This window comes from Dyella marensis (assembly GCF_900112865.1).
Lineage (GTDB): Bacteria > Pseudomonadota > Gammaproteobacteria > Xanthomonadales > Rhodanobacteraceae > Dyella_D > Dyella_D marensis_A.
Map to the genome: position 1 here is coordinate 18,687 of NZ_FONH01000025.1, position 16,371 is coordinate 35,057.

10 protein-coding genes are annotated in these 16,371 nt (G+C 67.3%); 7 read left to right on the forward strand and 3 right to left on the reverse strand.

All coding sequences use genetic code 11. The features are described 5' to 3' along the window. Positions 1-132: 132 nt before the first annotated feature. Together BM172_RS19990 and BM172_RS19995 are read right to left on the reverse strand one after the other, a co-directional pair. Entirely contained in the window at positions 133-2,745 is a 2,613-nt protein-coding gene (locus BM172_RS19990; protein WP_269320419.1) for a bifunctional aspartate kinase/diaminopimelate decarboxylase, read from the reverse strand. Positions 2,746-2,987: 242 nt separating this feature from the next. Beyond that, positions 2,988-4,502, reverse strand: a complete 1,515-nt coding sequence (locus tag BM172_RS19995) for a fumarate hydratase (RefSeq protein ID WP_026636862.1) — start codon at positions 4,500-4,502, stop codon at positions 2,988-2,990. Positions 4,503-4,942: 440 nt separating this feature from the next. On the opposite strand from BM172_RS19995, the gene BM172_RS20000 reads away from it, so the two are divergent. The 4 genes from BM172_RS20000 (at position 4,943) to BM172_RS20015 (ending at position 10,772) form a co-directional block, all read left to right on the forward strand. After that, positions 4,943-6,871 (forward strand): S53 family peptidase, encoded by a 1,929-nt coding sequence (locus BM172_RS20000; RefSeq protein WP_026636863.1) that lies wholly within the window; start codon positions 4,943-4,945, stop codon positions 6,869-6,871. 153 nt (positions 6,872-7,024) lie between these two features. Then, positions 7,025-7,210 carry a hypothetical protein gene (locus BM172_RS20005; protein WP_026636864.1) on the forward strand — a complete coding sequence of 62 codons (186 nt, stop codon included), beginning with the start codon at positions 7,025-7,027 and terminating at the stop codon, positions 7,208-7,210. Positions 7,211-7,401: 191 nt separating this feature from the next. Then, entirely contained in the window at positions 7,402-9,507 is a 2,106-nt protein-coding gene (locus tag BM172_RS20010) for a peptidase domain-containing ABC transporter (RefSeq protein WP_035324207.1), read from the forward strand. Continuing rightward, positions 9,456-10,772, forward strand: coding sequence for an HlyD family secretion protein (locus BM172_RS20015; RefSeq protein WP_428844774.1), 1,317 nt, complete (start codon positions 9,456-9,458; stop codon positions 10,770-10,772). Before BM172_RS20010 ends, BM172_RS20015 begins: the two co-directional genes overlap by 52 nt. Before the next feature lie 180 nt (positions 10,773-10,952). Here the strand turns inward: BM172_RS20015 and BM172_RS20020 are convergent, their stop codons facing one another. Further along, positions 10,953-11,588: an outer membrane protein gene (locus tag BM172_RS20020; protein ID WP_081805324.1), complete on the reverse strand. Its 636-nt coding sequence runs from the start codon at positions 11,586-11,588 to the stop codon at positions 10,953-10,955. Positions 11,589-11,908: 320 nt separating this feature from the next. On the opposite strand from BM172_RS20020, the gene BM172_RS20025 reads away from it, so the two are divergent. From BM172_RS20025 to BM172_RS20035, 3 genes are all read left to right on the forward strand, one after another. Next, on the forward strand, positions 11,909-13,246 hold the full coding sequence (locus tag BM172_RS20025) for an APC family permease (protein WP_026636866.1): 1,338 nt from the start codon (positions 11,909-11,911) through the stop codon (positions 13,244-13,246). A gap of 123 nt (positions 13,247-13,369) precedes the next feature. Then, positions 13,370-13,903, forward strand: coding sequence for a (2Fe-2S)-binding protein (locus BM172_RS20030; protein ID WP_051549199.1), 534 nt, complete (start codon positions 13,370-13,372; stop codon positions 13,901-13,903). Beyond that, positions 13,900-16,209 carry a xanthine dehydrogenase family protein molybdopterin-binding subunit gene (locus BM172_RS20035; RefSeq protein ID WP_026636868.1) on the forward strand — a complete coding sequence of 770 codons (2,310 nt, stop codon included), beginning with the start codon at positions 13,900-13,902 and terminating at the stop codon, positions 16,207-16,209. The genes BM172_RS20030 and BM172_RS20035 overlap by 4 nt, the downstream gene beginning before the upstream one ends. Positions 16,210-16,371: the final 162 nt, after the last annotated feature.

The following is a 16,371-nucleotide window of genomic DNA, read 5'->3' on the forward strand; positions in this document are numbered from 1 at the left end:
CGGGAGAGGGGTTGGGGTGAGGGTACGGGCGGAGTGGTGCGCACCACTCCGCCCGTACCCTCATCCGCCTGCCGGCACCTTCTCCCGAAGGGAGAAGGATTCCACCTCACACCGTGAGGCAAGGGCAAGTAGCTAGTCGAGGATCACCTCTTCCGCCTCATCGCGCATGTTGTACGGCGACGACATCACCTTGCCGTACGCGCCGGCCTGCGCCACCAGCACCACGTCGCCCTCCTGCGCTTCCGGCAGGCGGCGGTCGGTGCCGAGGACGTCGCCGCTTTCGCAGATCGGGCCGACCACCTGGAACAGGCCGGTGGCCGGCTCGTCCAGGCGGGTGAGGTTGACGATCTCATGCCAGGCTTCGTACAGCGCGGGGCGGATCAGGCTGTTCATGCCGGTGTCCACGCCGAGGTAGCGCCAGGAGCCCTTGCCCTTCTGCTGGGTGACGCGGGCCAGCAGCACGCCGGCGTCGGCCACCAGGTAGCGGCCGGGCTCCATCCACAGTTGATAGTGCGGATAGGCCGCCTTCACGCTGCGCAGCACGCGGTCCAGGGCGGCGATGTCCAGCCGCGCCTCGCCCGGATGCGAGGGCACGCCCAGGCCACCGCCGATGTCCAGGAAGGCCACGCTGCCAATGCGCTCGGCCAGGCTGGCCAGCTGGCCGTAGACCTCGCCCCAGTGGCCTTCGTCGAGGATGCCCGAGCCCAGGTGCGCGTGCAGGCCGCGCACGATCACGCCGTGCGCGTCGGCCAGGCGCAGGAAGCTGTCCACCAGTTCCACCGGCAGGCCGAACTTGCTGCCGCTGCCGCCGGTGCGCACCTTCTCGTGGTGGCCCAGGCCGCGGCCCAGGTCCACGCGCAGCACGATTTCGCGGCCGCGGAACAGTTCGCCCCAATTTTCCAGCTGGTACAGCGCATCCAGCGAGATGGTGGCGCGCGTGGTCAGCGCCCACTCGTAGTCGGCGCGCGGCGCGAAGTTCGGCGTGAACAGCAGCGGGGCCGATTCCGGCACCGCCGCCAGCACCGCCTTCAGCTCGCCCGGCGACACGCATTCGAAGCCGAAGCCCTCTTCGGCCAGCGCCTTGAGGATGGCCGGATGCGTATTGGCCTTCACCGCGTAGTGCAGGCGGTCGACCGCGCCCAGCGACTTCAGCTCGCGTGCCTGCTGGCGCACCGTGGGCAGGTGGTAGACATAGCGCGGCGTGCGCTCGGCGCCGAGCCGGAGCAGGCGCTCGCGCTCGGCCGTGCGCCACCACGAGGCCGCCGGGGCGGCCACTTCGCCGCTGCCGTACAGCGCCTGCCAGCTGGGGCCGAACAGTGCGCTGTCGTCGGTGCGCAGCGCGCCGGCGGCGATCAGCAGCTCGTGCAGGTGCGGCAGCAGATCGTCCACCACGTTCTCGTCCACCACGAAGGTGAGGTTGAGATTGTTGGACGACTGCGAGATCAGGTGCACACGGATCTGGCCGAATTCCGCCAGCACGCCGGACAGCGTATGCAGCATCGAGCGCATGCCGCGGCCGACCAGGGTGATCGCCGCGCAGGGCGCGATCACCTTGACCCGGCACACCTTGGCCAGGTCGCTGGCCAGGGCCGCGATGGCGTCGGAATCGAGCAGGTTCTCGGTGGGATCCAGCGACACGGTGACGTTGGTCTCGGCCGAGCCGATCAGGTCCACCGACAGGCCGTGCTGCTTGAACTGCGCGAACACGTCGGCTAGGAAGCCGACCTGCTGCCACATGCCCACCGATTCCATCGAGACCAGGGTGATGCCCTTGCGCGCGCTGATCGCCTTGACGCTGGGCGCGTGCTCGCGCACCTCGGGGCCGATCACGGTGCCTTCCAGCTCGGGCCGGTTGGTGTCCTTGATCAGCATCGGCACGCGCGGCTCGCGCAGCGGCGAGAGACAGCGCGGATGCAGCACCTTGGCGCCGGTGGAGGCGATTTCCTGGGCTTCTTCGTAATCCAGCCGCTGCAGCAGGCGCGCACCCGGCACCTGGCGCGGGTTGGCGGTGAACATGCCGGCCACGTCGGTCCAGATCTCCACGCGCTGCGCCTTCAGCAGCGCGCCGAAGTACGAAGCCGAGGTGTCCGAGCCGCCGCGGCCGAGCAGCACCGTGCGGCCCTGCGCCTCGCGGGCGATGAAGCCCTGGGTGATGAACACCTCGCCCAGCTCCGCCAGGCGCGCGTTGAGCGCCGGGTCCGGGCGCGCCTCGACCATCGCCGACAGCAGCTTGGTGCGCTCGTTCTGGTTGGGCAGCGCCACCGCCGCGAGGCAGTCGCGCGCATCCAGCCACTCGGTGGGCAGCCCGGCATGCGAGAGGAACGCGGCGCCCAGTGCGCTGGACATCAGCTCGCCATGCGCCTGCACCAGCGCGGCCCAGGCCAGTTCGCCCATGGCGCCGGGGCCGTCCTCGGCCAGCATCGCCAGTTCGGACAGCCGCTCCGCGAGGGTGGCCGGAACCGCCAGCTGCATGTGATCGAGCAGGTCGTAATGACGCTGGGCGATCGCCCGTGCAGCCTCGACGCGTTTGCCTTTGTCTTCCTGGGCGCACATCTGTTTGAGTGCGTCGGTGATGCCGGTGAGCGCGGACACGACCACCAGCACGCGGGCGCCTTCGGCGCGGCGGCTGGCGACCAGCTCACGGATGTTCTGCCAGCGCGGCAGGGTGGCGACACTGGTGCCGCCGAACTTCATCACGATCCAGGATGCGTCGGCAGGAAGCGACGCGGGGCTTTGCGGGTTCACGGGTACCTTCGGTTGCGTGGTGGAAGAAGTAATCCACCGAGTGTTGCGCTGCATCAGGGAAGAATGCAATGGGATATAGGCCGGAAAATCAGGCTGGACGGAAGTCTACGGAGGTGTAGTCCTTCTCCCTCCGGGAGAAGGTGGCGGCAGCCGGATGAGGGTACGGGCGGAGTCAGGCGCACCGCTCCGCCCGCACCCTCACCCCAACCCCTCTCCCGGAGGGAGAGGGGCTTACGCCCTGGTCAGGCCACGACTACAGGAATCTTGCCGATCCGCGCCTGCCATTCCTTCGGGCCGGTCTGGTGCACCGAGGTGCCGGCCGAGTCGACCGCCACGGTCACCGGCATGTCCTTGACGTCGAACTCGTAGATCGCCTCCATGCCGAGGTCGGCAAAGCCCACCACGCGCGAGGACTTGATCGCCTTGGACACCAGGTAGGCGGCGCCGCCCACGGCCATCAGGTACACCGACTGGTGTTGCTTGATCGCCTCGATCGCCGCCGGGCCGCGCTCGGCCTTGCCGACCATGCCCAGCAGGCCGGTCTGCGCCAGCACCTGCTCGGTGAACTTGTCCATGCGGGTGGCGGTGGTGGGGCCGGCGGGGCCGACCACTTCGTCGCGCACCGGATCGACCGGGCCGACGTAATAGATGAAGCGGCCCTTGAAATCGACCGGCAGCGGCTCGCCCTTGTTGAGCATGTCGACCATGCGCTTGTGCGCGGCGTCGCGGCCGGTGAGCAGCTTGCCGTTGAGCAGCAGCACCTCGCCCGGCTTCCAGCTGGCCACGTCCTCGCGGGTGATCGTGTCGAGGTCGACGCGGCGGCCCTTGGAGGAGTCGTAGGTCAGCTTCGGCCAATGCTCCAGCGACGGCGCCTCGAGCATCACCGGGCCGGAGCCGTCCAGGGTGAAGTGCGCATGGCGGGTAGCGGCGCAGTTGGGGATCATCGCCACCGGCAGGTTGGCGGCGTGGGTCGGATAGTCCTTGATCTTGACGTCCAGCACCGTGGTGAGGCCGCCCAGGCCCTGCGCGCCGATGCCCAGCGCGTTGACCTTCTCGTACAGCTCCAGGCGCAGTTCCTCGATGCGGTTCTGCGGGCCGCGCGCGATCAGCTCCTGGATGTCGATATGCTCCATCAGCGATTCCTTCGCCAGCAGCATGGCCTTCTCGGCGGTGCCGCCGATGCCGATGCCCAGCATGCCGGGCGGGCACCAGCCGGCGCCCATGGTCGGCACGGTCTTGAGCACCCAGTCGACGATGGAATCGGACGGGTTGAGCATGGCGAACTTGGATTTCGCCTCCGAACCGCCGCCCTTGGCCGCCACGATCACCTCGACCGTATCGCCCGGCACGATCGAGACATTGATCACCGCCGGCGTGTTGTCCCTGGTATTGAGGCGCTTGCCGGCCGGGTCGGCCAGCACGCTGGCGCGCAGCTTGTTGTCCGGATGGTTGTAAGCGCGGCGCACGCCTTCGTTGACCATGTCTTCCAGCGACAGGGTGGCATCCCAGCGCACGTTCATGCCGACCTTGAGGAACACGGTGACGATGCCGGTGTCCTGGCACAGCGGGCGATGGCCTTCGGCCGCCATGCGCGAATTGATCAGGATCTGCGCCATCGCATCGCGTGCCGCCGGCGATTCCTCGCGCTCGTAGGCCTGGGCCAGGTTGGTGATGTAGTCGACCGGGTGGTAGTAGCTGATGTACTGCAGGGCGTCGGCGACGGACTGGATCAGATCGTCTTGCTTGATGGTGGTCATGGCGGCGGCTGGGGACTGGAGGGAAGAAGCGGTGCGCCGCGCGATGGTTTTTCGCGGTGCACAACCCGGCCATTGTGCCGCAAGCGTGCGCTGGCTCCCAAACCGGATGGATTAAGCCCTAAGAAATAACGGCCAACACTCGCCCATTCTTTCCCTTGAGAACCAACGAGTTGCCGAGAGCCATCCGGTCGCAGCCTCGGATTTTTCGGCGATCTAATAAGAAAATTTCCATAGGAAACTTCTTGGCTCCGGCACCGCCAAGCGCTAGCTTTGCCGAACCGATACCTCGGCCTTCAGGGGAGCCGCGTATCGGCGGGGAAGTTCTTCGCATTGACCAAAGCAGCGCTTAGCCGGCCTGGCTGCGGAGCGCGGCGTTGGCACCTGTCGCCTCGCCGTTCGTTCGTGTCCGCGCATCCGGGTCCATCCACGGAGGAACGCACATGCTCGCCAAGCTTCACCGCAAGACCCTCGCCGCGTCCCTGACGCTTTTGTTCGCCACCGTCTCCACCGCTTCATTCGCCGCCGGCACGAAGCCCGCCGCGGACCTGGGCGCCGCCAGCGCGGACCAGAAGGTCAACGTCACCCTGGTGCTCAAGCTGCACAACCAGGCGCAGCTGGAGCAGTACATCCAGCAGACCGTGACACCCGGCCATCCGAACTTCCGCCGCTTCCTGAGCACCGCGCAGTTCGCCGACAAGTACGGCGCGACCGACCAGGAGATCAAGCGGGTGCAGGACTTCCTGCGCCAGAACGGCCTCACCGGCACGCTGCTGCCCAACCGCATGGCGATCCGCACCAGCGGCACCATCAGCCAGTTCGCCACCGCGTTCCAGGCGCCGATCCACAACTACCGGTCGAAGGAAAGCGGCGATGTCTTCCATCGTCCGTCCAAGGCGCCGGTCCTGCCGGCCTCGATCGCCGACAGCGTGCTGCTCGGCTCCAGCCTGAGCAATGAGCACAAAGTGCTGTCGCACCGCATCACCGCGCCGGACGCGGCCAAGGTCACGCTGCAGCCGGCGGCCAAGACCCAGGCCAGCATCGCCGCCACGGCGAAGCCCGCCGCCGGCAATCCCACCGCGACCGGCGTGCCGGGCGAGTACACCGTCGGCGACGTGGCCAACCTGTACAACATCAATCCGCTGTACGCGCGCGGCATCACCGGCAAGGGCACCACGGTCGCCATCGTCACGCTGTCGGACTTCTATGTCGACGACGTGCAGGCCTACTGGGACGGCATCGGCCTGACCACCAAGGCCAACCGCATCACCAAGGTTCCGGTCGATGGCGGCGCCCCGATCGACGGCGGCAGCGGCGAGACTTCGCTGGACGTGGAACAGGCCGGCGGCCTGGCGCCCGAGGCGGACATCCTGGTCTACCACGGGCCCAACTCGGGCAGCAGCTTCACCAACGCCGCGCTGCAGGCGGTGTCGGACAACGTGGCCGACACCATCTCCACCAGCTGGGGCCTGCCGGAGATCTACAACTTCGCCGCGCTCAACGTGGACGGCGCCAAGAACACCGACACCACCGACGTCGGCGACCTGCAGATCTGGCATCAGATCCTGCTGGAAGCGGCCGTGCAGGGTCAGTCGTTCTTCGCCGCCACCGGCGATTCCGGCGCCTACGACACGGTGCGCGGCCTCGGCGTCGGCACCACGCCGGGCACCTTCAACGCACCGCTGACGGTGGATTCGCCGGCCTCCGATCCCTTCATGACCGCCGCGGGCGGCACCACCACGCCCTTCAGCTACAAGTTCCGCACGGGCCCGGTGGAGTCGATCACCAAGGAACAGGTGTGGGGCTGGGACTACCTGCAGAACTACTTCGACAAGTACGTCGGCCAGGGCGCGATCGACCTGTTCTCAGTCGGCGCCGGCGGCGGCGTGAGCGTGTACTGGAAGCGGCCGTTCTACCAGCTGTTCACCCAGGGCGTGCGCACCAGCGAGAAGAACCAGACGCTGACCTACAACGACACCACCGGTCCGCAGGTGCTGCTGAAGCTGCCGGGCAATTTCCACGGCCGCAACCTGCCGGACATCTCGCTCAATGCGGATCCGGAGACCGGCTACATCGTGGTCTCCAGCGTCGACGGCGGCGCCACCGCCGGCAACGGCGGCACCAGTTTCGTGGCGCCGCAGCTCAACGGCATCAGCGCGCTGCTGACGCAGAGCGCCGGCCACCGCGTGGGCTTCTGGAATCCGCAGGTGTATGCGCTGCAGAACATCTTCGGCTACGGCAGCTGGAGCGGCTTCAACGACATCCGCCAGGGCGACAACTGGTTCTACCAGGGCAAGGGCGGCTACGAGCCGGGTTCGGGCATCGGCACGCTCAACGTGGCGAACTTCGACCTGTTCCTGCGCGCGTTCTGAAACGTCTTAAGCGATACAGGACTTTGGCCGGCCCCGCGAGGGGCCGGTTTTTTTTGGCGTTTTTGCGTCGATTGCTGGACGTCTATCGATTTCGCGCAAGCTCTCCGTGTGTTTTTCTACCCGTGCAGCATTGCCAGAACGGAAAGAAAGAAAATGCGAGAACTCACCATGCAAGAACTGGAAACCGTCAACGGCGGCAACGGCCGCATTATTTGGCTGGTAGACGACGGGAAGCGGATCACGGCGCCTGGAATCTGCGATTACCCCACACCGGGCATGTTCGGCCCGCCGATATTCCTGCGACGCGGAGTCTTCTACGTCGCCGAATGCCGGCCCTGATTTCAATCACACCAGAATCATCCCGTGCCCCTTCTTCGGAGCGGGCACCTTTACCCAAGAAGGAGCCCTGGTTTGCATTGCCGCTTTGAAAGCCACTTCCCCGTTGTGTGCTGCACCCGGCATGCATCGGGCTCGTGGTTCGCCTCCGCGGCCATCGATCGGGGCGACTGCCGGTCCTTGGCACATTGACGATGGAGGCGATCGTCCAAACAGAGACTGGGGAATGTGGTCTGGCGTGTCTGGCCATGATTGCCGCGGCGCACGGACAACGCATCGGCCTGTTCGAACTGCGACGCCGCTTTCCGGCGTCGCTCCGGGGGATGAACCTGCTGCGGCTGATGCATGTTGCAGAGCAGATCCAGATGCAAGGCCGCCCGCTGCGGCTGGAGCTGGAACAGCTCGATCGACTCAGCCTGCCGTGCATCCTGCATTGGGACCTGAACCACTATGTCGTGCTGGCGAAGGTCAAGCGCGACCGGCTCACCGTCCATGATCCGGCGGCCGGCAAGCGCACGCTTCCGCGCACCGAAGCTTCCAAGCACTTCACCGGCATCGCGCTGGAGTTGACGCCGACCTCGACCTTCCAGCCGCGGCGTGCCCTCCCGCGGATTTCCGTGCTGCAGCTTACGGGTCGCATCAGCGGCCTGTACCGGGCTATCACGCCGATCCTGCTCCTGTCGGTCGCCCTGCAGGTGTTCGTGCTGCTGGCTCCGTTCTTCATGCAGTGGGTGGTCGACCAGGTGCTGGTCACGGCCGACCGCGATCTGCTCGCCGTGCTGGGCCTCGGCTTCAGTCTTGCCCTGCTGCTGCAGCTGGGCATCGGCCTGCTGCGTGGCTGGAGCGTCATCTACCTTTCGACCCGGCTCGGCTTCCAATGGATGGGCAATGTGTTCGCCCACCTGCTCCGCCTGCCCCTGGACTTCTTCCAGAAGCGCCACCTCGGCGACATCACCTCGCGCATGGGCGCGGTGCAGGCGATCCAGCAGACCCTTACCACCCACTTCGTCGAGGCGTTCATCGACGGCCTCATGGCGGTGGTCACACTCGGCATGATGCTCCTGTACAGCGCCAAGCTCGCTCTGGTGACGCTGCTGGCAGCGACGCTCTATCTGAGCCTGCGCTGGCTGGTCTATGGGCCGCTGCGCGCAGGCACCGAGCGGCAGCTGGTCGCGGCCGCGCTGCAGCAGACCCATCTGCTTGAATCGATCCGCGGCATCCAGTCGGTGAAAGTCGCCGGCTGCGAATCCGTGCGTCGCTCGCGTCATGCCAACCTGATGCAGGATACGCTCAACAGTGAAGTCTGCTTGGCTAGGCTTGGCCTTGGCTTCAACTCCGCCAGCCAGCTGATTTTCGGCGCCGAGCGCATTGCGGTGATCTGGATCGGCGCGGTGCTGGCGCTTTCCGACGCCTTCTCCGTCGGCATGTTGGTGGCGTACCTGGCCTACAAGGACCAGTTCGCCCAGCGCGTGGCCACCTTGATCGACAAGTGGGTCGAATTTCGCATGCTCCGTCTGCATGGGGAACGCCTGGCGGACATCGCGCTGGCCGAGCCGGAAGCCGACCAGGGCCGGTCCGAACCTGCGATGCCCGAGCACGCGCGGCTGGAGGTGACAGGGCTGGGCTTTCGCTACGCCGAAGGCGAACCGTGGGTGTTGAAGGACTGCAGCTTCGCCGTCGAAGACGGCGAATCGCTGGCGATCGTCGGCCCCTCCGGATGCGGCAAGACCACGCTGATGAAACTGTTGCTGGGACTGCTGCCGGCGACAGCGGGCTCGATCCTCATCGATGGTGAAGATCTGCAGCGTCTTGGCCCACGACACTTCCGCCGCTGGGTCGGCGCGGTGATGCAGGAAGACCAGTTGTTTGCCGCAAGCCTGGCCGAAAATATCGCCTTCGGCGATGACGGCTACGACTTGCGCTGCGTCGAGGACGCCGCCCGCCGTGCCGGAGTCCATCAGGAGATCGAAGCCATGCCGATGGGTTATCACAGCCTGATCGGCGACATGGGTACGACGCTGTCGGGCGGGCAGAAGCAGCGAGTGATCCTGGCACGCGCGCTTTACCGCAATCCCCGCTTCCTGTTCCTGGACGAGGCGACCAGCCATCTCGATGTGGAGCGCGAACGCCTGGTCAACGAGGCCGTCGGTGCGCTCAAGATGACCCGCATTATCATTGCCCATCGCCCCGAAACCATCGCCAGCGCCGACCGGGTGCTGGTGCTGCATGGCGGCCGCATTGCAAAGGAATGGCGGCCACCACCGCGGCCAGCCCAAGCCATGCCCACCGGTCCTGCATGACGGGCGAACTCTTTCGCCGCGAAGTACTGGAGTCCAGGCGGAGCATCCAGCTCGGCGGAATTTCGCTGGCCCAGCCAGCACGACCGTGGGTGCTGGCCGGGTTCTCGGTCGCCGCCGCGGCGACCGTGATCGGCTTCCTCGTCTGCGGCCAGTACAGCCGGCGCTCGCGCGTGACCGGACAGCTCGTACCTAGCCTGGGCCTGTCCACCGTGGCGGCGCCGGTTGCCGGCGTGGTCGGACGCCTGTTTCCGGAAGAAGGCGATCTGGTCGCCGCCGGTGACCCGCTGGCACGGATCGACGTACCGCGCGCCACTGCAGCCGGGCAGGACGTACTGACCGTCATTCGCCAGGAACTGGCCGTGCGGGAGCTCAACGTGCAGCGACTGGGAGACGCGCAGGTCGCGCAGATCGACGCGCAGATGGCCGGTGCATCAAGACAGCTGGCGATGGCAGGCAAGGAACTGCGCCAGGTGAAGGAATCCCTCGCGACGCGGGGCGAACAGATTCGTCTCGGCCGCGATACCCTCGAGCGCTATCGACGCATCGCCCACGCGAAATACGTCAGCCAGCTGCAGGTCAACCAGCAGGAACAGGCCTTGCTGGAACTGACGGGCGAGCGGCAGACCCTAGAGCGGCAGGCGACGTCGATCTACCGCGGCATGGCGCAGATGGAACAATCCCTGCACGAACTGCGGGCACAGCGGCAGGCACAGCTGGCGACGATCCGGCGCGATCGCGCCCTGCTCAACCAGGAGCGCGTGCAGCAGGAGACCCATGGCGAGCTGCTGATGAAAGCGCCGGTCGCAGGCCTGGTCGCCAGCCGTCTGGTGCAAGCGGGCCAGGCGTTGAAGGCCGGACAACCCTTGCTGAGCTTGCTGCCCAGAGGCTCGGAACTGCGTGCCCAGCTGATGGTGCCCAGCCGCGCCATCGGCTTCGTCAAGCCGGGGGACATCGTGCTGCTGCGCTACGAGGCGTACCCGTACCAGAAGTTCGGGCACTATCGCGGCCGGGTACGCCGGATCTCGCGCAGCGCGGTCAATCCCGGCGAATCGACGGCCTTGGCCGGTAACGGCCAGGCCACCGAACCGTACTATCGCGTGTCGGTGACGCTGGAGGCGCAAACCGTCATGACCTACGGCCGGCAGGAGCCGTTGCGCCCTGGCATGGCACTCGAGGCGGACATCCTGGGCGAGCATCGCAAGATCTACGAGTGGCTGCTGGAGCCGCTGTATTCATTGCGTGGAATCGCCGGCAATGCCGACTGAAGCGGAGGCATGCTCGCGGCGACCGTGGTGTATGTCCTGCGGTGGAGCCGCTTCAACGACATTGGCCGGCCCGCGAGGGGCCGGTTTTTTTGGCGCGATTGGCTTGCTCCCGAAAGAAAACGGCCGCATCAAGCGGCCGCTGTCCTATTGCATCGGATGACACCGGGTGATGTCGCTTTTTTAGAGCCGATACTCGGCGGTGACACCATAGACTTCATAGCCGCCACCGATGGTTTTCACGCCGCTCCCGAGATTCACGCGGGCACGGTAGTAGTCGAAGTTGGCGCCCAGGCCGAAGTGTTCGTTGAAATCGTAGCCCGCGCCGACGCCGGCGTAATAGCCGTTCTTGGTGCTCTTGTGGGACGAACTCGCGGGCTTGTTGACCTCGCCGGTACGCACCCTGAGGTTGGAGCGGAACAGGCCGCCACGGCCGGACACGAACCAGCTGTCGCCGATATGCAGCTTTGCGTTGCCGCCGAAGAGCCAACCATTGGTCTTGACCCTCAACGCCTGCTCAGGCATCACGATACGGGGAGAAACGCCGTTGGACTCCTTGGCAATAACGCCGTTTTCGCTGCCCAGCACGACATAACCGGTTTCGGCGCCGTAGGAGAGCGGACCGTTGTTCCACATATAGCCGGCACGCAGGGTGCCGATCAGCTCGTTCTTTTTCACGCCCTTCAGCGCCTTGGACGTGGAAACCTTCTGGCTTCCGATCTGGCCGTTGACGAAGAACTGGCCGCCGTCGGCCGCCATCGCCGCGCCGGAGGTCACCATTGCCACCGCCAGGGCGGTCTTCGAAATCCAATGCGTCATTTGATTTACCGATTTGGAGATTGATGAATAAGGGAGCGCATTAACCAGCCCCGTTGCGGATGAACCCCGGCCGCTTCGACGGCGGCATTTCTGTCATAGAAAGTCATGGGGCTGCGCATCGTAGGGAGCGCAAAAAAGCAGGTAACCCGGATTTATCTGGAGCTCTGGAGCGCACGCGGCTGCGTACGGAATCGTCGAGTGCCCTGGAAAGCGATGGGTGTTCCCCTCGGCCCCAGCTCGGCCAGAGCGGCCGAACGCTTGCCCCCTCCTTCGATACCCGCCATGCTCGCCGCCAGTTTTTTCCACAGGGCGGCCCCTCCATGAGCGATACCCCGGCATCCGGTTACATGCGGCGACTGACTTCGTGGGATGCCGCCATGATCGTGGTCGGCGGGATCATCGGCGGGGGCATCTTCCTCAATCCCGGCATTGCCGCGCAGCGCACGGAATCGGGCCTGGCCCTGCTGCTGGTGTGGGTGGGCGCGGGCGTGCTCACGCTGATCGGCGCGCTGTGCTATGCCGAGCTCGGCGCGCGGCGCCCGCATGCGGGCGGCAGCTATGTGTACCTGCGCGAGGCGTTCGGCTCGCTCGCGGGCTTCCTGTTCGGCTGGACCATGCTGCTGGTGATCTATTCCGGCTCGGCGGCGGCGGTGGCGACGATCTTCGCCAGCTACGCCTCCGGCGTGTTCGGCCTGCCGCCGGGCACGATCAAGCCGCTGGCGGCCGGCGCGCTGGTGTTCGTGGCCGGCATCAACCTGTTCGGCCTGAAGCTCGGCGCGCAGGTGCAGAACCTGTTCACCCTGCTGAAGCTGCTGGCGGTGGCGGTGCTGGTGGTGTGCGGGCTGTTCCTGGCCGGCGCCGATGGCGCGGGCGTGCTGGCGAGCGATCCGGCGCGCGGCAATGTGGGCTTCATCGGCGCGGCGCTGCCGGTGCTGTTTGCCTACTCGGGGTTCACCTATCTCAATAATCTTGCCGGCGAAGTGCGCGAGCCGCAGCGGACGCTGCCGCGGGCGTTGTTCTTCGGCATGCTCGCGGTGATCGTGGTGTATGCCTTGGTCAACGTCGCCTATCTGGCGGTGCTCGGGCACGACGGTCTCGCCCGCAGCAACACGCCTGCCGCTGACGTGATGAGCCGCGTGTTCGGCCCGATCGGCGCCAAGGTCATTGCCATCGGCATCGCCGTTTCGACCCTGGGCTTCTGCAACATCACCCTGGTGGCCGGCGCCCGCGTGCTGCAGGTGATGGGCGACGATGGCTTGTTCTTCCGCAACGTGGCGCGCCTGCACCCGCGCCACCGCACGCCGAACGTGGCGCTGCTGCTCCTGTCCGGCTGGGCCGTGTTTCTCGCCATGGCATTCAATTTCGGCCAATTGCTCGACTACGCGACCTTTGGCGATTGGCTCGCCTGCGCCGTCGGCGTGGTCACCATCTTCTGGTATCGCTCGCGCGACAAAGGTGGCGCCGACTTCCGCGTGCCCGGCTATCCGGTGTTGCCACTGATCTTCGTCGGCGTCGTCGGCTGGATCGTCGTGGCCACCCTGCTGGCCAAGCCGATCCAGGCATGCATCGTGCTCGCCGTGATGGCGGTGGGCATCCCGGTGTTCCATGTCTGGCGTCGGATGTTCCCCGCGTCGGCGCTGCCTTCGCAGTCGCCCTGATCCCCTCGCGGCGCTCGTCAGCACCGGTCACATGAACCACGGGCCCGGCGCGGACGCGCGGGCGAGTCCCCAAGCCGCCCCGGCGATGCCACAATGCACCGGATCGGCAAGGAGAGTTTCACGATGGCGCAGGCGCAGGCCCTGGCAAGCAATCCGACCAGCAGCATCACTCCCGAGAAGGTGCGCGACGGCATCGAGGTGGAGATCAACGGGCGCCCGTTCCGCCATACCGGCGATCCGGACATGCCGCTGCTGTGGTACCTGCGCGACGTGCTGCGCCTCACCGGTACCAAGTACGCCAGCGACCATGGCCTGGGCGGCGCCGACCTGGTGCTGGTCGACAAAAAGCCGGTGTCGGCCGCGAGCGTGCCCATGCATGAGCTGGCCGACAAGAAAGTCACCACCGTCGAAGGCCTGGCGGCCGCCGATGGCAAGCTGCATCCGCTGCAGCAGGCTTTCGTGGACGAGGACGCGATCGGCTGCGGCTACTGCACGCCGGGCTGGCTGATCGCCTCGCTGGACCTGCTCAACCGCCATCCGCAGCCGAGCGACGACCAGATCGACCAGTTGCCCAACCTGTGCCGCTGCGGCTGCCAGACCCGCGTGCGCCGCGCGATCAAGCGCGCTTCCGCGGCGATGGCCGGAGGCCATGCATGAGCCGCAAGAACACTCCCGCCCTGCCCCAGCGCCGCCGCTTCCTGCAGGTGCTGGCCGGCACCGCCGGCGCATTGATCGTCGGCGTGCGCTACGCCGAAGCCGGCGATGCGCCGGTGCCGCCGGCCATGCTCGGCGACACGCTGTACGGCCTGGGCGCCTATGTGCGCATCGACGCCGACGGCAATGTATTGATCGGCGCGCGCGATCCGGACACCGGCACCGGCGTCGCCACCGCGCTGCCGCGCATCCTGGCCGACGAGTTGGACGCCGACTGGGCGCGCGTGAGCGTGGTGCCGCTGGGCCTGGGCGTGGAGAACGGCAATGGCGAGCCGCGCTGGATCTACGGCCACCAGGTCGGCGGCACCGGCAGTTCGATCCCCGCCGCCTGGCACGACCTGCGCCAGGCCGGGGCGCTGGCCCGCTGGCTGCTGATGCAGGCCGCCGCGCGCCGCCTCGGCGTGCCGGCGGACCGCCTGCGCACGCAGGGCGGCGCGGTGATCTCGCCGGACGGCCGCCGCTTCGACTACGGCTCGCTGGCGGAGGCCGCCTCCAAGGTCGCCCCGCCCACCGCGCCGGTGCCGGTGAAGACGCCCGACCGCTACACCCTGATCGGCCAGCCGGCCGGCGACGTCGACGCGCGCGCCATCGTCACCGGCCAGGCCCAGTTCGCCATCGACAACTATTTCGGCGACGCGCTGGTGGCCGTGCTGGTGCACTGCCCGTGGGTCGACGGCACGCTGGCCGACAAGGATTTCCACGAGGCCGAAGCGGTCAAGGGCGTGGTCAAGATCGTCGAGCTCAAGCCCGAGCCCGGCCTGCTGCCCGGCGAAACGCCGCTGGCGCCGTCCGTGGCCGTGCTGGCCGAGGACACCTGGTCGGCGCTGCAGGCGCGCGCCAAGCTCAAGCTCGAATGGAAGCCGGGCCCCAGCGGCAGCGAATCCAGCGCCGCGCTGGAGCAGCAGGCGAACGACCTGGTCAATCCCAGGGAGGCCACCGCCAAGGGCGCCGCGGCCAAGGATGCCGCCGCCAGGGACAACACCCCCACCATGCGCGTGCGCAACGACGGCGACGTCGACGGCATGGCGAAGAAAGCCGCGCGCCGCGTCGACGCCACCTACGTGCAGCCGTGGCTGGCCCACGCCACCGCCGAGCCGATGAACTGCCTGGCGCGGGTGGACAAGGACCGCGCCGTGCTGGTCGCGCCGACCCAGGCGCCGCAGCGCGCCTGGTCGGTGGTGCAGCGGCTGACCGGCTTCAAGCCGGACCAGATCGAGATCCGCGTGCCGCGCGTCGGCGGCGGCTACGGCCGTCGCCTGGACCACGACTTCGTGGCCGAGGCGGTGATGCTGGCCAAGCTGGCCGACCGCCCGGTGCGCCTGCTGTGGACGCGCGAGGAAGACCTCGCGCACGACTTCTACCGCCCCGCCAGCGTGCACCGGCTCAGCGCCACGCTGGACCGCAAGCGCCAGATCGTCACCTGGGACCAGCGCATGGCCAGCGCCTCCGCGCTCGCCCGCCGCGGCACGCCGGAACAGCGGCTGTGGACCTCCGAGGTCGACGTCAACCAGCTGCCCGCCGGCCTGGTGCCCAATTACCGCAGCGACTGGTATGCGCTGCAGTCCGCGCTGCCGCGCGGCCCGCATCGCGGCATGCCGCATGTGAGCAACGCGTTCGCGGTGGAAAGCTTCGTCGACGAGATCGCCAACGCGCTGAAGGAAGACCCGCTCGTCACGCGCCTGCGCCTGCTCGGCGAGGCGCGCGAGGTGCCGCTGCAGGGCGGCGGCTCGTTCGATACCGGCCGGTTGATCAATGTGCTCAAGCTGGTCGCCGACCGCATCGAGTGGAGGAACTGGCTGCGCACGGTCAACGGGCTGGGCATGGCGTGCTGGCATATGGACGGGGCCTACGTGGCGCATGCGATCGAGACCTCGCTGCAGGGCGAGAAGCTCAATATCGAACGCGTGGTCTGCGCGGTCGACGTGGGCCGCGTGATCAATCCGCTCGGCCTCGAGGGACAGATCGCCGGCGCCACGCTGGATGCGCTCTCCGCCGCGCTCAATCTCGCCATCACCTTCAAGGACGGCCAGCCGCAGCAGCGCAGCTACAAGGACTATCCGCTGGCCAGCATGGCCCAGCTGCCCGATGCGGTGGACGTGATCATCGTGCCCGGCGACCGCGATCCGGCCGCCGCCAGCTTCCTGGCCATGCCCACCGCCGCGCCGGCACTGGCCAATGCGGTGTTCCGGGTCAGCGCAGTGCGCGTGCGCCGGCTGCCGCTGATGAAGGGACTGCTGCGCCTGTTGTAGACGCACGTCGTAGGTTGGGGTGAGCGCAGCGAACCCCAACAAAACGCCACACGGCTAACCGGGCGTTTGAAACGACCGCCCGTTGGGGTTCGCTGCGCTCACCCCGACCTACCTTTCAAGCTTGCGCATAGCTGACATCGTCCACAATGTGCGCTGCGCAGG

What these genes read in the sequence shown, in the direction of transcription:
- BM172_RS19995 (WP_026636862.1), bottom strand. Translation starts at nt 4,502, where the DNA reads ATGACCACCATCAAGCAAGACGATCTGATCCAGTCCGTCGCCGACGCC.
- BM172_RS20000 (WP_026636863.1), top strand. Translation starts at nt 4,943, where the DNA reads ATGCTCGCCAAGCTTCACCGCAAGACCCTCGCCGCGTCCCTGACGCTT.
- BM172_RS20005 (WP_026636864.1), top strand. Translation starts at nt 7,025, where the DNA reads ATGCGAGAACTCACCATGCAAGAACTGGAAACCGTCAACGGCGGCAAC.
- BM172_RS20010 (WP_035324207.1), top strand. Translation starts at nt 7,402, where the DNA reads ATGGAGGCGATCGTCCAAACAGAGACTGGGGAATGTGGTCTGGCGTGT.
- BM172_RS20015 (WP_428844774.1), top strand. Translation starts at nt 9,456, where the DNA reads ATGGCGGCCACCACCGCGGCCAGCCCAAGCCATGCCCACCGGTCCTGC.
- BM172_RS20020 (WP_081805324.1), bottom strand. Translation starts at nt 11,588, where the DNA reads ATGACGCATTGGATTTCGAAGACCGCCCTGGCGGTGGCAATGGTGACC.
- BM172_RS20025 (WP_026636866.1), top strand. Translation starts at nt 11,909, where the DNA reads ATGAGCGATACCCCGGCATCCGGTTACATGCGGCGACTGACTTCGTGG.
- BM172_RS20030 (WP_051549199.1), top strand. Translation starts at nt 13,370, where the DNA reads ATGGCGCAGGCGCAGGCCCTGGCAAGCAATCCGACCAGCAGCATCACT.
- BM172_RS20035 (WP_026636868.1), top strand. Translation starts at nt 13,900, where the DNA reads ATGAGCCGCAAGAACACTCCCGCCCTGCCCCAGCGCCGCCGCTTCCTG.